This window comes from Acinetobacter sp. WCHA55 (assembly GCF_002165305.2).
In the GTDB taxonomy this organism is placed as follows: Bacteria; Pseudomonadota; Gammaproteobacteria; order Pseudomonadales; family Moraxellaceae; genus Acinetobacter.
In genome coordinates this window covers 1-16,361 of the sequence record NZ_CP032281.1, presented here as the reverse complement: position 1 = coordinate 16,361, position 16,361 = coordinate 1, and the positions used below count along the sequence as shown (strand labels likewise).

Annotated in this window: 18 protein-coding genes; 8 read left to right on the top strand and 10 right to left on the bottom strand. The window is 37.2% G+C overall.

What is annotated here, in order from left to right:
- Positions 1-1,156: 1,156 nt before the first annotated feature.
- Together CDG62_RS00530 and CDG62_RS19265 are read left to right on the top strand one after the other, a co-directional pair.
- The gene (locus CDG62_RS00530) at positions 1,157-1,543 is read left to right on the top strand and encodes a hypothetical protein (protein ID WP_086183207.1); all 387 of its coding nucleotides are present in this window, start codon (positions 1,157-1,159) and stop codon (positions 1,541-1,543) included.
- Entirely contained in the window at positions 1,540-1,710 is a 171-nt protein-coding gene (locus CDG62_RS19265) for a hypothetical protein (RefSeq protein ID WP_162904002.1), read from the top strand. The genes CDG62_RS00530 and CDG62_RS19265 overlap by 4 nt, the downstream gene beginning before the upstream one ends.
- Before the next feature lie 69 nt (positions 1,711-1,779).
- Here CDG62_RS19265 and CDG62_RS00525 read toward each other — a convergent pair whose 3' ends face one another.
- From CDG62_RS00525 to CDG62_RS00505, 5 genes are all read right to left on the bottom strand, one after another.
- Positions 1,780-2,973: an ImmA/IrrE family metallo-endopeptidase gene (locus tag CDG62_RS00525; RefSeq protein ID WP_087528872.1), complete on the bottom strand. Its 1,194-nt coding sequence runs from the start codon at positions 2,971-2,973 to the stop codon at positions 1,780-1,782.
- A gap of 9 nt (positions 2,974-2,982) precedes the next feature.
- Positions 2,983-3,267 (bottom strand): type II toxin-antitoxin system HigB family toxin, encoded by a 285-nt coding sequence (locus CDG62_RS00520; protein ID WP_087528871.1) that lies wholly within the window; start codon positions 3,265-3,267, stop codon positions 2,983-2,985.
- 121 nt (positions 3,268-3,388) lie between these two features.
- The gene (locus CDG62_RS00515) at positions 3,389-3,985 is read right to left on the bottom strand and encodes a hypothetical protein (RefSeq protein ID WP_087528870.1); all 597 of its coding nucleotides are present in this window, start codon (positions 3,983-3,985) and stop codon (positions 3,389-3,391) included.
- 92 nt (positions 3,986-4,077) lie between these two features.
- Complete coding sequence (gene nadS, locus CDG62_RS00510) at positions 4,078-4,350, bottom strand: NadS family protein (RefSeq protein WP_000369781.1); 273 nt, start codon at positions 4,348-4,350, stop codon at positions 4,078-4,080.
- Positions 4,343-4,663, bottom strand: coding sequence for a type II toxin-antitoxin system RelE/ParE family toxin (locus CDG62_RS00505; protein ID WP_039253786.1), 321 nt, complete (start codon positions 4,661-4,663; stop codon positions 4,343-4,345). The genes nadS and CDG62_RS00505 overlap by 8 nt, the downstream gene beginning before the upstream one ends.
- A gap of 166 nt (positions 4,664-4,829) precedes the next feature.
- On the opposite strand from CDG62_RS00505, the gene CDG62_RS00500 reads away from it, so the two are divergent.
- Positions 4,830-5,090: a hypothetical protein gene (locus CDG62_RS00500; protein ID WP_087528869.1), complete on the top strand. Its 261-nt coding sequence runs from the start codon at positions 4,830-4,832 to the stop codon at positions 5,088-5,090.
- A gap of 138 nt (positions 5,091-5,228) precedes the next feature.
- Positions 5,229-5,543 carry a hypothetical protein gene (locus CDG62_RS00495; protein ID WP_087528868.1) on the top strand — a complete coding sequence of 105 codons (315 nt, stop codon included), beginning with the start codon at positions 5,229-5,231 and terminating at the stop codon, positions 5,541-5,543.
- 536 nt (positions 5,544-6,079) lie between these two features.
- On the opposite strand, the gene CDG62_RS00490 is transcribed toward CDG62_RS00495, so the two are convergent.
- On the bottom strand, positions 6,080-6,721 hold the full coding sequence (locus tag CDG62_RS00490; RefSeq protein WP_004787586.1) for a TetR/AcrR family transcriptional regulator C-terminal domain-containing protein: 642 nt from the start codon (positions 6,719-6,721) through the stop codon (positions 6,080-6,082).
- Positions 6,722-6,786: 65 nt separating this feature from the next.
- On the opposite strand from CDG62_RS00490, the gene tet(39) reads away from it, so the two are divergent.
- The 4 genes from tet(39) (at position 6,787) to CDG62_RS00465 (ending at position 11,601) form a co-directional block, all read left to right on the top strand.
- Complete coding sequence (gene tet(39) / locus CDG62_RS00485) at positions 6,787-7,974, top strand: tetracycline efflux MFS transporter Tet(39) (RefSeq protein ID WP_087528866.1); 1,188 nt, start codon at positions 6,787-6,789, stop codon at positions 7,972-7,974.
- A gap of 190 nt (positions 7,975-8,164) precedes the next feature.
- Positions 8,165-9,490: an ISNCY family transposase gene (locus CDG62_RS00475; RefSeq protein WP_020899627.1), complete on the top strand. Its 1,326-nt coding sequence runs from the start codon at positions 8,165-8,167 to the stop codon at positions 9,488-9,490.
- 196 nt (positions 9,491-9,686) lie between these two features.
- Positions 9,687-10,298, top strand: coding sequence for a recombinase family protein (locus CDG62_RS00470; RefSeq protein WP_015060246.1), 612 nt, complete (start codon positions 9,687-9,689; stop codon positions 10,296-10,298).
- 97 nt (positions 10,299-10,395) lie between these two features.
- A complete protein-coding gene (locus CDG62_RS00465; RefSeq protein ID WP_004973108.1) occupies positions 10,396-11,601 on the top strand; it encodes an IS256 family transposase in 1,206 nt (401 codons plus the stop codon).
- A 193-nt stretch (positions 11,602-11,794) separates the two neighbouring features.
- Here the strand turns inward: CDG62_RS00465 and CDG62_RS00460 are convergent, their stop codons facing one another.
- The 4 genes from CDG62_RS00460 to repM all read right to left on the bottom strand — a co-directional run bounded on the left by CDG62_RS00460 (position 11,795) and on the right by repM (position 16,361).
- A complete protein-coding gene (locus CDG62_RS00460) occupies positions 11,795-12,679 on the bottom strand; it encodes an Mph(E) family macrolide 2'-phosphotransferase (RefSeq protein WP_000155092.1) in 885 nt (294 codons plus the stop codon).
- 55 nt (positions 12,680-12,734) lie between these two features.
- The gene (msr(E), locus tag CDG62_RS00455; RefSeq protein ID WP_000052512.1) at positions 12,735-14,210 is read right to left on the bottom strand and encodes an ABC-F type ribosomal protection protein Msr(E); all 1,476 of its coding nucleotides are present in this window, start codon (positions 14,208-14,210) and stop codon (positions 12,735-12,737) included.
- A gap of 601 nt (positions 14,211-14,811) precedes the next feature.
- Complete coding sequence (locus CDG62_RS00450) at positions 14,812-15,357, bottom strand: plasmid replication DNA-binding protein (RefSeq protein WP_171405699.1); 546 nt, start codon at positions 15,355-15,357, stop codon at positions 14,812-14,814.
- A 68-nt stretch (positions 15,358-15,425) separates the two neighbouring features.
- Entirely contained in the window at positions 15,426-16,361 is a 936-nt protein-coding gene (gene repM / locus CDG62_RS00445) for a replication initiation protein RepM (protein ID WP_087528873.1), read from the bottom strand.

The following is a 16,361-nucleotide window of genomic DNA, read 5'->3' as shown; positions in this document are numbered from 1 at the left end:
TTGCTACACCTTTATTATACGTGGTGTTATTACACCATCATTAATTAATGGTGTAAATAGGTGACTTTTTGGTGTTGTATAGGTGACTTTTTGGTGTTGTATAGGTGACTTTTTGGTGTTGTATAGGTGACTTTTTGGTGTTATATATCCACTGTATACCCTATAAATAAAGGATTTCAGTGTTTTTAAAAGCATTTAAAAACTTTAAAATAATTAAAAGCCATAGCAAGGAAAAATTGCCCTTGGTTTTCGCTACGCTCAAACTCTATTGAATCTCGCTTTCGCTCGATTCGTGGGGCAATTTTTTAGATCATCCTGTTGTGACTTTAAGAAAAAGCAAAAGCAAGAGCAAAAGAAACTCGGAATTCGCTTCGCTCATAAAGCTTTTTTACTCGCTACGCTCGATCTAGACCCAATTTTCTGCATGTGATTTACGCTTATTTAGGCTTCACAGCCTAAAAAGCTGTTTTTCAGAGAGTCTGGGGGCAAATTTTGGTACTTCGCTCGTAGACACTCACTCTATTCATCCCGATTAGAAAAAATAGCCTCTATTTGGCGCTCATTTGCGTTTTTTGATCTGATTACTCATTTCAATAGTGGATTCTATGTCTTAAGTAAAAATGTGGCTGAAATCGCATGTGAGAGCGTTTTAACTTGGGTTTTATTTTTGACCTGTAGGCTAAAGTTTCCGCTTATAGATTTTTCTCTTAAGAAACACAATAGTCAGGATCTCTTTTGGCCAAGCACTATCTTTACTGTCAGTTCAGTCAATTAAATGGATTGGGAGCCGGTACATACCGGCAATTTTTGGTTCACACACCACGCATCTAAAGATAAAGGCTCCAAAGCCTTACCCTATAAGGGATACAGCGATTTTTCATCTGTCTGGAAAGCGTTTACGCTTTTATCATGTTTTTTGTTGCATTTCATAGGCTTAGCTGTAAACACTTTTTGTTGCAGATAAAGTGCAATATTTACTTACAAAACAATAAGATAGATTGTAATCACCTTTGTTTACGCTTTTATTTAAATTTCTCTTTTTATATTAGATATTTAACCTGTAATCATTAAAACTTAACACAGTGTTTACTTATATTTGATAGTTACTTTTTAGAAATTAGGTGCTTAGATTGAAAACAAATGATAGGAGTTTTTCATGAACAGTACTCGAACCGTTGCCGTCAGATTAGACAATCAGGTCGCACAAGAATATGAGCGTTTGGCGCAGTTGAAGGGCGATAAATTAGGGACTTATTTGCGGGATCTGCTGACCAGTAATTTACAGATGGCCAGTATTGAACGGCAGGCCAGTCGGATTGAAACATTGGTGAATGATTTTGAAAAGCAAATTAATTATTCCCTAGATAAGTTTACTGAAGCCAATTATCTGAACAAAAGATTCTTTGCAGACTTTAGTCAGATATATATGTTTCAAATGGGTATGCTGATGCACTTAAAAGTCGATCAAGAAGACATTCGAGGAATGCAAGCAAAGGGAAACACATATGCCCAACATCACTACTTTGAGGGGAAAAAGCCATGAGCAATATTATTCAACTCTCTAAACCATGTGCTTTCTGTGATTCAAGGGAAAACGTACAGCTTTTTGCAGGGCTGATGCTTTGCGGAAATTGTCAGGACAATATCCAGATTACCAATCCTGGTATGTTTGAGGCCAAGGATCAGATTGAACAAAAAGCCCAGGATTAACCTGGGCTGCGTATAAGAGATTTTATGTTAAATAACCGAACACTTGATAGTATCCGGTTATTTCTAGTTCTAAATTTTAAGTATTTTACTTGTTCTATCTCTAAATTTTTGCCCAAATAACTTGAAGTTATCACTTTCAAATCTAATTCTACCAGCAACGATACAAGGCGAAATTCTTAAATGGCTTGCCATATCAGAAATTCCTTTATCAGTATGAGGATAGTTATAAAATACGTTATTTGGAATCAAAACTTCTCTAGCTAAAGCATTCGCTTCATCTTCTCTAGGATCATCACAAGTTTGCTCTAAATCATCTAAAAACCACTCTTCATTTTGATCAAAATGAAGAGATATGTGAGCTAACTCATGCATGAGAGTAAACCAAAAATTGTCGATAGTATCGCGTCTTAATGTCAAGGCTATTATAGGCTTTCCATTATGAAAACATACGGCACCATCTAAATAGGTTTTAGGTAAATGTTTCTCGAGAACAACAGTTATTCCAAATTTCTTTAAATGCTCTATTGCTAGTTGTGGGCCCGATTGATACCAGGATAGTTTTGCAACCTCTTGCATCCATTCTTTTGTTACCGTCCCAACGGTATACTCTTGATTGATATTCAAGCAATTAGCTTTATGTATAATTTGTGCTTGCCATATCAATCTTGCATAAGCATCAAATTCTTTCGAATTGCCACTTAAATTAGCACTACTTCGAGCTAACATAGGTTGGAAATTAGAATTAAATCCTGCTTTCTTTAAAAAATCGCTTATATGCTCAGAAGCATATTCTTTTAGATCATTAAGACTGCCTGAAAAGTTAGTTAAATAACCTCTCTTAAAAATTTCGACTAAAGGAAATTGTCTGTAATCTAAATTATCATGGTAAGTTTCTAAGCTATCACAGTCTTGAATTAAGATATCTACTGGAATATCTAAACCTTCACTCAATTTTCTGATCATAGATAAACTAAGTGAACGTTTATTATTTAGAACTTCTGAAACTTTCGGAGCTGATCCTATATAAGGCACAAGATCTTTAGCTTTTAAACCTTGTTGATCCATACGAAATTTAATGGCTTCGATAGGTGTTGGCTTATCAATAGGAAATTTTTCCATTTCATATTGTTCAATTAACAGAGCCAAGACATCTAACTCATTACTCTCTTTAGATCCCTCGATAGGGTCTAAATCAAATAATTCATCTAATCTTTTAAGAGCTTCTGCATGATCATTAGCATTTTTTATAATTTTTAGATTCATAGCCAGTTCCTAAAACTTCTTTTTACTATACTCAGCATGAGTACCTAACCATTCAATTTTCACGATACCGTTTTGATATCTAACTTTAACCACAAGGCGATAGTCATTTCCCTTGATGTTAAATATCACTCTGTTATCAGATAAAAAATCTGCAGAGCTATATCGTTGCTTAATATCATGAGTTGTTTTCCAATTAGCTTGTTTAGCTTCGGCATACCAAGCATCTAATTGCGATTTAGCATTAGCATGCTTTTTAGAGAAATCAGTTAATAAATCTAAACCTAATACTTTCATGACTTCCCTAGAGATAATTTTATAGTAAATGTTACCTTTTTGGTATCTTTTTTACATATTCCCTAAAATGGGAACGTTTTAATCATTGGCTATTATAGCGAATTTTTAGACCTTTGAATCTTCACTTATTTTTATAAGGAAAATTAAAATGATTGGTTACAATGAATCTTAAAGTATAAAAAAATTCCACCGCTTCTTTCATTGTTGGAAGTTCATAATCAATGTCATGAGTTAATGCATTTCTTCTTAATGTTAAACGTGATATTTCACTCAATACGTCATCTGGAAGTTTTCCCACCCATTTTTCTACTTGTTTCTTATTGTATGGACCATCACAAGAAACCATAAAATCTTTAAAAATTTCAAATTGTTCAATCATAATTAACTTTGCAATAATAGGTTCAACCCTTGATTGATGTGATTTAATTTTAGATGTTGGTATATGAGTTTTCCCCGTATTACTAAACTGATTATCTAAAACAATCCCTGCTATTGCACGCATATAGATGCTTGATCTCATACAGTATGGGTGGTTTCTATCTATATCTTTCTGATTTGCCCCTGATGCTAAATAAGGACCTTCTTCCCAAGCTGAATTATCTTCTCCAACGTACTCCCACCCCATCATTTTTTCAGCAGAACGAGCTTGATCAAAGCTCATGACAGCATCACATATAGCTCTAGTGGAAAGATTAAGGTAGTTAGTGTAGTTAGACATAAATTCCTTTTAAATTTTCTAAAATTAACATAATACACGTTATACGAATCTAAAAATGGGAGCATTAAGCTCCCATTTTTTAAGTAATTTTTTCAAATAAGACTTGGATGAGCATCTAAAATTCGAATCAATGTAGCTGCTGGTCCAGTTGGATAGCGTCGTCCCTGTTCCCAATTTTGCAGGGTACGGGGGCTAATATGTAGACGTGCAGCAAATTCATTTTGGCTCAAGCCAGTTTTTTCACGTACTTCTTTAATATCAGGCAATTCGAGTTCTGTAACTCGGCTTGCTTTAACTTCTTTACGTTTGATAGCTCCAGCTTCTTTGATTGAAGCAACCAAGTCATCAAATAAGTTGTTATCCATGAAATTGCTCCTTCACGAGTTGGCGCAGAATGGCAGTTTCCTTATCTGTTAAATTATCTTTTACTGATTTTGGATAAGCCACTAAGAAAAAGATCTGATCATCCTCGGTGACCCAATAATAAATCACCCGTATCCCACCACTTTTCCCTTTGTTACCTTGAGCACAACGTACTTTGCGAATACCACCGCCATTCTTGATTAGATCACCTCTATCAGGCTGTACCAAAAGATCTTGCTGAAGTTGACGATATTCCTCATCAGATACAAGGTCTTTAATTTGCTTGGTAAAGATGCTGGTTTCAATAAATAACATGGACTCTTTATACGTCAATGGCGTATTTGAATTTTAGCAGTTTCCATAACAAAAAACGAGAGCTGGTAGCTTTCGTTTCGAATAACGCCCATCATGCTAAATAAAAGGATATTCAGAAAAATATAGATGTAAAATTATGACCAAGAAAAGTTATTTGAGTTGTTATATGAGCGTTACTGTTACTCAGCAAAAAGATATTGATGAGGTTTTGAAGAAATACCCTGATTGCTGTTCAGTCTGTAAAGATCATTTTGATGATGAAGATTTTACATATACAGTTTTTGGATATGACAAAAATCAACGTATGCAAATCGTTTCAGGTTGTTGTATTGATGAGATATCAGACGTAGTGCTTCTAGGCTTATGTGGTTGTTATGACCCAAATGACATACAGAATTTAATGAAAGAGCATCCTCTAGTAGATTAATTCTTTAAGGTGAGCTTGAAGACTTTCTAAAATTAACATAATCGGCGTTATTTGATTATTTATTGTTGATCCAAAATTTGTAAAAGAGAGTCTGGCTTAATTTAGACAGCTCTCTACTATATTTATTTAAGGTTTTTTATGAAGCACTTAGGATTTGTAGGAAAAAGTACTGAGTATTTAGGGTATACCCATGTTGAAATTATCAATAGCTCATTACGCTTATCTTTCAATATTCCATCAACAAAAGATCTAGAAGAAACCTTTAAAAAGATGGTCGAAAATAACTATGATTTACTTATGGAAACATCAGCAGAAATCGAGTTCGAGTTAGAAAGTGAAACGATAGCAGAGATAGAAACCATCATAAAAGAAAAAGGGATTGAACTTGATGAGTTTGTTCAAAATGCGCTGATTAAACTTATCAACCAAAATGAATTGGCTAAGACTGATTAGACCTTAAATGCAGGCAATAAAAAAGCCCGACATCCTGTCGGGCTTTTTCATATCGGGTTGCTCGTCTTACTGATCTCGTGCTGCCCATTCCTTGCGCAATTTTCTTATTATTGTTTTCTGGAAACATCCAGTTCCCTTATGTATTCATCATAGGGCTAATGCTTTGGATTACCAATCCGCAAAATCCTTAAATCTGTGTAAGTTTTAGCTTACAAAGTTGGCCTATTTTATCCCAAGAGTTGTCCGCAGAAATTGGGGATTATTTCTGAATCTGGACCATTGAGAAATCAGGAAAAAATACAAAAACGAATGTTTTCTGATCAATCTTATTGGCTAAAAGTTACAGTTTTGCTTAAAAAGAAACCGACTTGTTTCCAAGTCGGTTGAACGAGAACGTTCCAAAGGGTATGAATAACGATAAGATACTGATCTTAAAGTAATATTAAAAAAACGTTTCGTATAAGCTCTATTATGTTAAATAATTAAGGATAAAAGCTTTATTACTAAATAGAACAGTTGCTTAAAGCAGTATAGAGTTAAGTTTGCATTTTAATATCAAGTTGTCTTTCAGCACCGATAATCACCATACGAATCCCATTTTCAAAAATGTCATCCGCATTCATATTTTGTAAGGTATTCACTCCTTGGAGCATGAGTGGATATATAGTTGGATCGGCTTCGAATGGTGGGTCTGATCTTATTTCTTCTTGCTGCTCCTCAAGGACCCACCCAACAATAAACCTTCCTAATGTCATAAGTAATGCAACTGCTTCAACAGGAGAAAACCCAGCATGAGATAACAGCGCAACTTGGGCCTCAATCGTGTTGAAATGTCCTTGACTGGGGCTAGTTCTTGCATGTAGACGAGCACCATCACGGTAAGCTAGTAGTGCTCGACGAAAGCTTACAGAATTAGCGAGCAACCAATCTTGCCATGTCATCCCATCGATGGGTAAAGAAACTAAATGGTGTTCATTTATAATGGTTTCCGCCATTGCTTCCATTAACAAGGATTTATTCTTGAAATGCCAATATAGAGTTGGAGATTTAATACCCAATCGTTGAGCTAGCTTGCGTGTGGTTATTGAATCTATGCCTTCTTCATTCAACATATCCAATGCGGTACGCAGGACTATTTCACGTGTCAGACGTTGAGGTGCAATATCTTTTTTACTCATAAATCTATCACTGATAGGGAGTGTGTGAGAGAATATTAATTCTATCATTGCTAGAGAAGACATTTGTGAAGAAATCATTGAGCGTGATTTTAATCACTATATTTCTGGATGCTGTTGGGATTGGTTTAATTATGCCGATCTTGCCTGAATTATTACGGTCATTGGCTGGAGCTGAAGCAGGCGGTGTTCACTATGGTGCTTTATTAGCTGTGTATGCTCTGATGCAGTTCATTTTTACACCTATCCTTGGAGCGTTGAGTGACCGATTTGGACGTCGACCTGTATTAATTATTTCAATTGCTGGTGCAACGGCTGATTATCTCCTAATGGCTGCTGCTCCTTCTCTATTGTGGCTATATATTGGTCGTATTTTTGCGGGAATTACAGGTGCCAACATGGCTGTTGCAACAGCTTATGTTTCAGATATTACTCCAGCCCATGAGCGTGCAAAAAGGTTTGGTCTCCTTGGAGCTGTCTTTGGTATTGGGTTTATAGCGGGTCCGGTAATAGGTGGAGTTTTGGGTGAATGGAACTTACATGCACCGTTCTTTGCTGCTGCTTTTATGAATGGGATTAATTTAATAATGACAGCAGTCTTATTAAAAGAATCAAAACACAGCAATAAAATGACTGAGAAGGTTCAGGAGCAATCAATATTAAAGAAATTATCCTATTTGATCACTCAACCTAATATGGCTCCATTGCTTGGTATCTTTTTAATTATCACATTGGTTTCACAAGTCCCCGCAACTTTATGGGTTATCTATGGGCAGGATCGTTATGGCTGGAGTATATTTATTGCAGGTGTTTCCCTTGCTAGTTATGGAATATGCCATTCTATTGCACAGGCTTTTGCTATCGCCCCTATGGTAAAGAGGTTTGGAGAGAAAAATACGTTGTTATGTGGAATAGCTTGCGATGCAATTGGTTTACTTCTTTTATCTATTGCTGTTGAAGAATGGGTGCCTTTTGCGTTGTTACCATTGTTTGCCCTTGGTGGAGTAGCCGTTCCTGCTTTGCAAGCAATGATGTCCAGAGGTATTAGTGATGAAAGACAAGGTGAATTACAAGGGCTATTAAGCAGTTTTAATAGTCTGGGGGCTATAATTGGTCCTGTATTAGTTACTAGCCTCTATTTTATGACTCGGGCATCAGCTCCTGGAATGGTATGGGCATTAGCTGCAATACTTTATGTAATCACCCTACCCTTATTGCTTAAGTATCGCCTGAATAAATATTCTGGAGTTCCATAAAATATTTAATTTATTGGTTTAAAAACTAATGGATTCTATAGTTTATCTAAAATTAACATAATACACGTTATACGAATTCCCAATGTAACTCCAAAATAGAAATGTCCGGTTTCTCCAAAGTAAAAATGTCCGCTTTTAGAATATGCACTTCTGCAATTTCCTTAGCGGACGGTTTGATATGTTGGTGTCTATGTCGGATAAAGAACTTAAACGATTGTCGGTCTTGCAGGAAATCTGCGATCAACGCATAACTCAATCCCAGGCTGCTCAGCTACTTCATATTTCAGAACGTCAGATCAGACGCTTACTGCAGAAATACAAAGCTCAAGGTCCATCTGCATTAGCCCATGCCGGTCGTGGCCAAATCAGCAATTCTAAACTTCCTGAAGAACTCAGACTCAAGTGCCTCAATATTGTTTCTGACCAACTGCATGGTTTCGGACCCACTTTAGCGCATGAAAAGCTTACCACCGTACATGGATTCGATCTTTCAGTAGAAACCCTGCGTTCTTGGATGATTGCAGCTGACTTATGGATGCCTAGATCCAAGCGCCTGAAACGACCGTATCAGCCTCGTTACAACCGGGATTGCTTTGGTGAACTGATCCAAATTGATGGCTCACACCATGACTGGTTTGAAGGACGCGCTGCTAAATGCTGTCTGCTGGTGTTTATCGATGATGCTACAGGAAAATTGCAGCATTTACGCTTCTGTGAGTCAGAATCAACCTTTGACTATATGATTTCAACACGCTTATATGTCGAACAGCACGGTAAGCCTTTAGCGTTTTACAGCGACAAACATTCAGTCTTTAGAGTGAATCAAAGCAGCAAGAAAGACACCAAGATTACCCAGTTTGGACGTGTACTCAGCACCCTGAATATCGATATCATCTTCGCTAATTCACCGCAGGCCAAAGGCCGTGTGGAACGGGCCAACAGAACCCTTCAGGACCGTCTGATCAAGGAGATGCGCCTGAAAGGCATCTGTTCGATTGAGCAAGCTAATGTCTGGCTACCCTGCTTCATTGAGGAGTTCAATCAGAAGTTCGCCAAGATGGCTTTTAATCCTAAGAATCTACATCGGTCTATCACTGAAACAGCCGAAGAATTAGATGATATTTTTACTTGGCGTGAACCCCGCAGAGTCACGAATAGTCTGACGATTACTTATGATAAATGCGTATATCTCCTGGAAAACACCGAAGAAAATCAAAGGTTGATCGGTAAGTATCTTGAGTTCCTTGAATACCCGGATGGTACTGTAGCCATCATGCATAATAGCCGAAAGATCAATTACAGCCTCTTCGATAAATTAAGTCAGCTGAATCAGCGAGAGATTGTTGAGAATAAACGGTTGGGTGCTGTTCTGAATCATATCCAACAACAGCATGAAGAACTGGAACAGCAAAACAAACGTAATCGTTCTCAAAAGATGCCAAGCAGACGTGCACAGAAAACAGCAATTCAAGAACGAAATCTAAATCCTGTGCTTGACTTGGAAATGTCCATATAGGACATTTCTATTTGGTTATTAGGTAGGACATTTCTACTTAGGAATAACACCCAAGGCATGGCTTTTAGTCATGCTTTTTTTATCAAAAGACTATACCTGAATGATAGCGAGCCAAATCGCATACAATATCTATCATTAGACTTAATGCAATAATTAAATGATAGTATTATCATTAATCTAATAGAATTAAGATTAAATGATAGAAATGAATACACGTATTTATCTACGAGCTTCAACTAAAGATCAAGATGCAGAAAGGGCTTTGCAGATTCTTCAGGATCTAAACCAAAACTTGAATTTGGGTGAAACCATTGTGTACGTGGAAAACTATAGTGGTACGAAGTTAGACCGACCTGAATTGAATAAGCTACTGTCAGAAGCAAATCAAGGTGACACATTGTTAGTTGAAAGTATTGACCGCTTATCACGCCTAACCCAACGAGATTTTCAAGAGCTGAAGCGCAGGATCCAGGAGAAGGGACTTCGTTTAGTCGTAGCAGATCTTCCTACTACCTACCAAATGATTCAAACCAGTGACAGCATTACTCATTCAATCTTGGAACTCATCAACAATATGTTGATTGATCTTCTGGCAACAATGGCCCGCCTAGACAATGAGAAACGTATAGAACGTATTAAGCAGGGCCTGGCACGTTCGGGTTACAAACCAACAGGCAAGAAGGCAAATGAGGCTAAACATAAACGAATAAAAGAATTGCTAGTAGTTGGCAATATGACTAAGGAAGAAATTGCCAAAGCAGTGAATTGTGGAGTTGCAACTGTCTATCGAGTTGCTAAAGTTATCTAAAAGAGGCTTATCTCAACGCGCCCCCAATGGGGCACCGCGGTAGTGTTCAAAAAACTGTGTCATTTCCTTAAACTGTTAAAAACAGGAATGATGCACTATGGCAACTACATTTGATTTTGAAACAGCCTTAAAACAACTCCAGTCAGGACAAGCACTGACTGGAGAAAATGGCATACTCACCCCTTTAATTAAACAGCTGACCGAAGCTGCTCTTGAAGCAGAAATCGAGAATTACATTGAAGCGAATCCGAAACAAGGTAATCGCCGCAATGGCTATACTCGCAAGACAGTAAAATCTACATCAGGTTCATTTGAGCTTGAAACCCCTAGAGATCGAAATGGTGAATTTGAGCCACAGTTAGTTAAAAAGAACCAGACCAAATTATCAGAAGAAATTGACAATAAAATCATATCACTCTATGCACTTGGTATGAGCTATCGTGATATTCAAAAGCATGTTGCTGATATGTATGGATTGGAGATTTCAGATGGTGCTATCACCAATATTACAGATAAGCTCCTCCCTCAGTTACAAGCATGGAAACAACGCCCACTCGATACAATTTATCCCTTTGTTTGGTTAGATGCCATACATTACAAAGTGAAGGATAAAGGTGTTTATGTGAGCAAAGCGATCTATACCATTTTAGCTTTAAATGTTGAAGGTAAGAAGGAACTACTCGGCTTGCATTTGTCGGAAAGCGAAGGGGCGAACCATTGGCTTAGTGTACTGACAGACCTACAAAATCGTGGTGTTCAGGATATTCTGATTGCCTGTGTAGATGGACTAAAAGGTTTCCCCGAAGCCATAGCAGCGATTTACCCTCAAACAGAAATACAACTGTGTATCGTTCATCAAATCCGTAATTCTTTACGCTATGTTGCCAGTAAAGATCAGAAGGCATTTATGGCTGATTTAAAGCCAATTTACCGTGCTGATACCAAAGGGGCGGCAGAAGTAGCACTGGATGAGCTAGAAGAAAAATGGGGCGAAAAATATGGTGTGGTCATTCAGTCATGGCGTACCAAATGGCATCTACTATCCGCCTATTTCAAATACCCTAAAGCGATTAGGAAGCCGATTTACACCACCAATGCCGTTGAAGCCGTACATCGTCAATTCCGCAAACTAACCAAAACCAAAGGAGCTTTCCCCAATGAGGATAGTCTGATGAAATTACTGTATATTGGTATTCAACAGGCATCAGAAAAATGGACAATGCCTATTCAGGAATGGGGACAAACCATTACTCAATTATCCATTTACTTTGAAGGTCGATTAGATGATATAATTAAAATCTAGTCAAATTTACTGACACAGAACTTTGAACGCCCTCGGCACCGCTGCATTCAGGTTACTTCACATAAGAAATTTTATGTTAAATGATTGTTAGAAATGCCCCTTGATCGAGGCATTTTCTATAAAGAATACTAAAAACTAATTAAAGCCAACCAAGTTTCAAAACAAGGCAGTTCTCAGCAATCATATTTTTAAATTATATAACTCCCAACTGAGCTTTTGCTCCAACGATAAGGCTTTCATTTTGAGTTTCTAAGGCAAATAAACCATACATCAAAGGAGAGGCCGCTGCTCTTTCTAAAGTCTGTTCATATAGTTTATTCCAAACTTTACCCCCTAGTTTTTCATACTCGATGATTAGAGTTTTGAGGCTTTCTTCTCCAAACAAAGTTACATGCCCAGCAAAATCAATCGCTGGGTCATCTATATGGGCTGTTGACCAATCAATAACGCCTGAAACAGCTCCATCCTTTGAAGCTAGTACATGCCCAGCATATAAATCGCCATGTATAAATTGGGTGAAATCTGCCCATAGAACATCATTATCCAACCATTTTCTGTAGCGGGTTTCCAATTGCTCACTTATACCAATTTCAGATTTTACTAACTGCAAATTGTTTGCTATTTCAGGTCTTAAATCTGAAGGTTTCATAATTTTCAAATCATTTTCCCGAACTTCTTTTTCAGGAATACTATGGATTTCAAATAAGGTTTTTGCCAAAGATGTTATGTATTTCGGGCTATCTTTGTCCATATTCCAAATTATTTCATAGGTTTCAGCATCCAAATTTAAAACAGGATTATCTTTAAGTATGGGATAAGCCACTAATTCTGTAGATGAAATTCTCCAATCAGGAACCTCTACAGAAAGATGTTTTTTTACCAATTCTAAAATGCGTTTTTCTTTCTTGATTTGTTCCCTCATGCCATCACGACGAGGAATACGCAGCAACCATTGTTGCCCCTTTGTATCAAGAGCAAAAACGACCTTAAAATCAATGCCCATTTCATTGAAATTCATTTTGTCCGTAAGCAACAAGCCGTGTGCTTCAGCAAGTGATTGAATATCTTGAATTGTCATTTTTAATTTCCTTTAAAGAGTTCAATAATTAATGTTCGGATTAGATTGGCTATCATTAACAATCTCTCTCAAAAGTCTTGATGATTTTGTGGTCTTTGATCTCGTAGATAATGTCAGCAATATTATCGACCAATTGCTTGTCATGAGATACGAAGATAATAGTTCCTGCATAGGACTTCATCATTGTTTCTAATGCGGCAATACTTTTTAGGTCAAGATAGTTTCCTGGTTCATCCATAAGCAAAATATTATATTTTCCTAAAAGCATTTTGGATAAAAGCAGTTTGATGATTTCACCTCCCGATAAGTCGGATAAGTTTTTTTGAATATCATTCGCTCCGATCCCCATTGAAGCCAATACTGCACGAATTTCCGCAACTGTGTACTCGCACTCTTCCTGCATAAAGGAGAGCACAGATTTATGCGTGTTAAATTTATATCCTGTTTGTGTAAAGTAGCCAATTTCAGCTTTTGGAGATATGGTTAATCCATCAGCACGTTCTGATATCATTTTTAACAAGGACGTTTTCCCTGTTCCATTCGATCCAGTTATAGCGACTTTAGCGCCAAGCGGTATTATAAAGTTAGCGTCATCAAAGATAGTACGGCTACCAAATTTTAAGCTCAGACCATCTGCCGTAATCGGGAACTTATTGTGCAGTTCTAGGGCTGAACTTTGACGAAAACGAATAGAACGCAAATGCTCTGGTGCTTGAATATCTTCTAATGCAGCCAAACGCTTTTCCATACTCTTAGCTGCCTGATACAGTTTTCTTTGCTTGGTGCCAGTCATTTTTGCATGCCCAAGTCGTCCAGCACTTTCGGTAGAGTTTTTGGATTTTTCTCCTTTTTTCTTATTGTCTAATCGATTAGCTTGCTGGCGTTTTTCTTGCACAGCAGATTCTAATCGCTCCCGTTCCTTCATCATCAGCTCATATTCTACGGCTTGGTGTTGTCGCTCTTCTTCTTTTTGACGCAAGTAATCCGAGTAACCACCCCAATATTCCGTAATTTTACCGTCTTTTAACTCCCATATCTTGTCTACAACCATATCAAGAAAATATCGGTCATGACTGATAACAAGTAATGCTCCATCAAATGCTTTAAGTTGACCAATAAGTAGATCTATTCCATTGAGATCAAGGTGGCTGGTTGGTTCATCCGCTAGAATGCCATGTACTTGTTGGGAAAATGCGGCAGCAATTTTTGCACGAGTTTCCTCTCCGCCACTCATTGTGTCGTTTTGTACATTGGAAACACCAAGGCGAGATAACATTGCCCGGTCTTCGACCGTTTCTATTTCGATTCCGCCCAGTTGGCTGATATGTGCAAAATCACCAAAACGCTGTAATGTCGCTTCGGCTAAAACAATTTCGCCATTAAGTACTTTGAGTAAACTACTCTTTCCTGCTCCGTTATCACCCACAAGACCAATACGGTCATAAGAGTGAATTTCCAATTCATCAATATCCAAAACATCACGCCCAGCATAATCCAAGCGTATGTTTCTCGCTTTAATAATTAAACTCATTTTTATTTACTCCTGTTTAGCTCTTGAAATTTTTTATGCAGCAAACAGGATTTAGGTGAAAACAAAAGCTAGCATCACAGTGTCCTCCCAAAAAAAAAGCTATTCATCCACAGGGTGGACAAATAGCTAGTCAATTAAGTTATAACTGGAAACTATGCACTAAAAGCATACTTATAAATTAAGCATACTTTTACTTTATATATCCGCATATATTCTTAAAGACACAACAAAAGCCCACCATTATAAAATAGTGTCACTATGCAAATAGTTGTGTCTTAACGAATGCGGATAGAATGCATAAACTTACCTAAAAAATAAAATTCAGTTTTATGATAACTTTACTGTTAAAAGAAGTCTAGACAACCTTGTTTTATGCTTGGATATAAGGCTTATTTTAAAATAATAGTAGTGAAGATTTTCTAAAATTAACATAATACGCGTTATACGTAATGCTTGAAATTTCTCTATAAGCATCAATATCTTAGTCAAAGACGTTCTAGGGTTCAGCGCACTGGAACGGCTTTTTTATGATTATTCACGTTCCACGCCTATTCTTTGATCAATGTTCCACGCCTTTGATTAGCTCAGTTGAATAATGTCCTCAGCCATTCGGCAAGAAAAACCGGCTTAACCACCCTCTTTTCGGCTGCTCCGGTTCAACATGCTCTGGCACCGGAATACGCTTATTTTCCGTCTGCTCCGGAGTAGTCAATCCGTCATCTTTCGGCTCTGGTTCTGGCCGAGGATCCGTTGTTATATCCTGGCCAGGTTTCTGATCGGTAAACGTAGTCATATTGGTTTTTGGGGCTTCTAGCAGTCGTTGTATTGCTTCTATTTGATTGTCTTTTGCTTCTAGTTGTTCTCGTTGGAAAACTTCCCGCTCATGTGCAAGTTCTAGCTGTTTTTTTAGTATGTCTACCTGCTGTTTTAGCATGTCTACTTCTGTCTCTTTTTGTACCGCAGTAGACTGTAACGTGGTTACATTACTATTTTTATTAGATGGTTCGCCAAATACTCGTATGGCTTCAGATAAATCTATTTTCCCATCACTATTTTTTGATAAATCTCCTTTATTTATACGCTTATAAATACTTTGTCGATTCATCCCATAAAGTTGTGATAACTCAATAACAGATAGTGCTTTCATCATGTAACCCAAGTAAAAATCTGTATGCTTGTAGACAATAATTAATCATGTAACGTTACATCAGCAGTTTAACGATAGCCAACTTTTTCAAGATAAGGATGTAATTCTTGAAACTTAGCAGGATCTTGAAGCATTTCAGCAATTCTTATTGCAAACTGTTGATAGCTTTCAGTGCCCTGAGAGTATTTCCCCATTTCAGGTAGTTCCGAAAGCTTGTTAGCAAATAGGTGGCGTTGAGCATCTGTTATTCTGGAAAAAATATCTAATGTATTGGGATCTTTCTTACGTTCTATTGTTTTATTCTGATTTCTTTTTTGTTTGAAGCTAAAAGAGAATCCAGAAATAGAGCGACCTTCTTTATGCTGTTCAACTTTAACGATGATATCTGTATGTTCATTTATCTGTTTGACTGCTGATTCAAGTACACGTCGTTTAAATGTATCTAGTCTTGGGTAATCATCTGAACTTAAGCCAAGCTTCGAACGAAAGTCAGAAACCTCAAATATAGGAGTCTTACCGATTTCACGCCATGCTATAAGCAATTCATAAAGTCGAATGGCATATTTTCCTGTTAATTGGGTAACTTGTTTTAACTGATAACTTGTAAATTGTTTTTCTAAACGTGTAATTAAGGGTACTACATCCATTGTAAAAGTAACCTCTAAGGTTGCAGCATCATCAATATAAGAAATATTTTGAACCCATCGAGAAATAACTTTCTTTGATTTTCCTGTTTTTTCATCAATTGTTTGATAGCTAAACTGTCTACCAAAAAGGTTAGTAACCGCTGTTTTTAGGGCTTTGTAGGCAGCATGCTTATTAACATTAAATCTGCTCATATAGTCACTGGCATGGATCCGTAGCCTAGTGTTTGCATCAATCCCTGTTCTTGTTTCCCTTGCTTGTAAGATGGCCAGTAGAATTAACCGTTGTTCTACGGTATCCAAATTATAACTCGCATTAATTAAAGCGTTATCTTTTACTATTAATTCACTGGTAGGCAT

Coding starts and splice junctions, on each gene's coding strand:
- CDG62_RS00530 (WP_086183207.1), top strand. CDS start 1,157: ATGAACAGTACTCGAACCGTTGCCGTCAGATTAGACAATCAGGTCGCA.
- CDG62_RS19265 (WP_162904002.1), top strand. CDS start 1,540: ATGAGCAATATTATTCAACTCTCTAAACCATGTGCTTTCTGTGATTCA.
- CDG62_RS00525 (WP_087528872.1), bottom strand. CDS start 2,973: ATGAATCTAAAAATTATAAAAAATGCTAATGATCATGCAGAAGCTCTT.
- CDG62_RS00520 (WP_087528871.1), bottom strand. CDS start 3,267: ATGAAAGTATTAGGTTTAGATTTATTAACTGATTTCTCTAAAAAGCAT.
- CDG62_RS00515 (WP_087528870.1), bottom strand. CDS start 3,985: ATGTCTAACTACACTAACTACCTTAATCTTTCCACTAGAGCTATATGT.
- nadS (WP_000369781.1), bottom strand. CDS start 4,350: ATGGATAACAACTTATTTGATGACTTGGTTGCTTCAATCAAAGAAGCT.
- CDG62_RS00505 (WP_039253786.1), bottom strand. CDS start 4,663: ATGTTATTTATTGAAACCAGCATCTTTACCAAGCAAATTAAAGACCTT.
- CDG62_RS00500 (WP_087528869.1), top strand. CDS start 4,830: ATGAGCGTTACTGTTACTCAGCAAAAAGATATTGATGAGGTTTTGAAG.
- CDG62_RS00495 (WP_087528868.1), top strand. CDS start 5,229: ATGAAGCACTTAGGATTTGTAGGAAAAAGTACTGAGTATTTAGGGTAT.
- CDG62_RS00490 (WP_004787586.1), bottom strand. CDS start 6,721: ATGAGTAAAAAAGATATTGCACCTCAACGTCTGACACGTGAAATAGTC.
- CDG62_RS00475 (WP_020899627.1), top strand. CDS start 8,165: ATGTCGGATAAAGAACTTAAACGATTGTCGGTCTTGCAGGAAATCTGC.
- CDG62_RS00470 (WP_015060246.1), top strand. CDS start 9,687: ATGATAGAAATGAATACACGTATTTATCTACGAGCTTCAACTAAAGAT.
- CDG62_RS00465 (WP_004973108.1), top strand. CDS start 10,396: ATGGCAACTACATTTGATTTTGAAACAGCCTTAAAACAACTCCAGTCA.
- CDG62_RS00460 (WP_000155092.1), bottom strand. CDS start 12,679: ATGACAATTCAAGATATTCAATCACTTGCTGAAGCACACGGCTTGTTG.
- CDG62_RS00450 (WP_171405699.1), bottom strand. CDS start 15,357: ATGAAAGCACTATCTGTTATTGAGTTATCACAACTTTATGGGATGAAT.
- repM (WP_087528873.1), bottom strand. CDS start 16,361: ATGCCTACCAGTGAATTAATAGTAAAAGATAACGCTTTAATTAATGCG.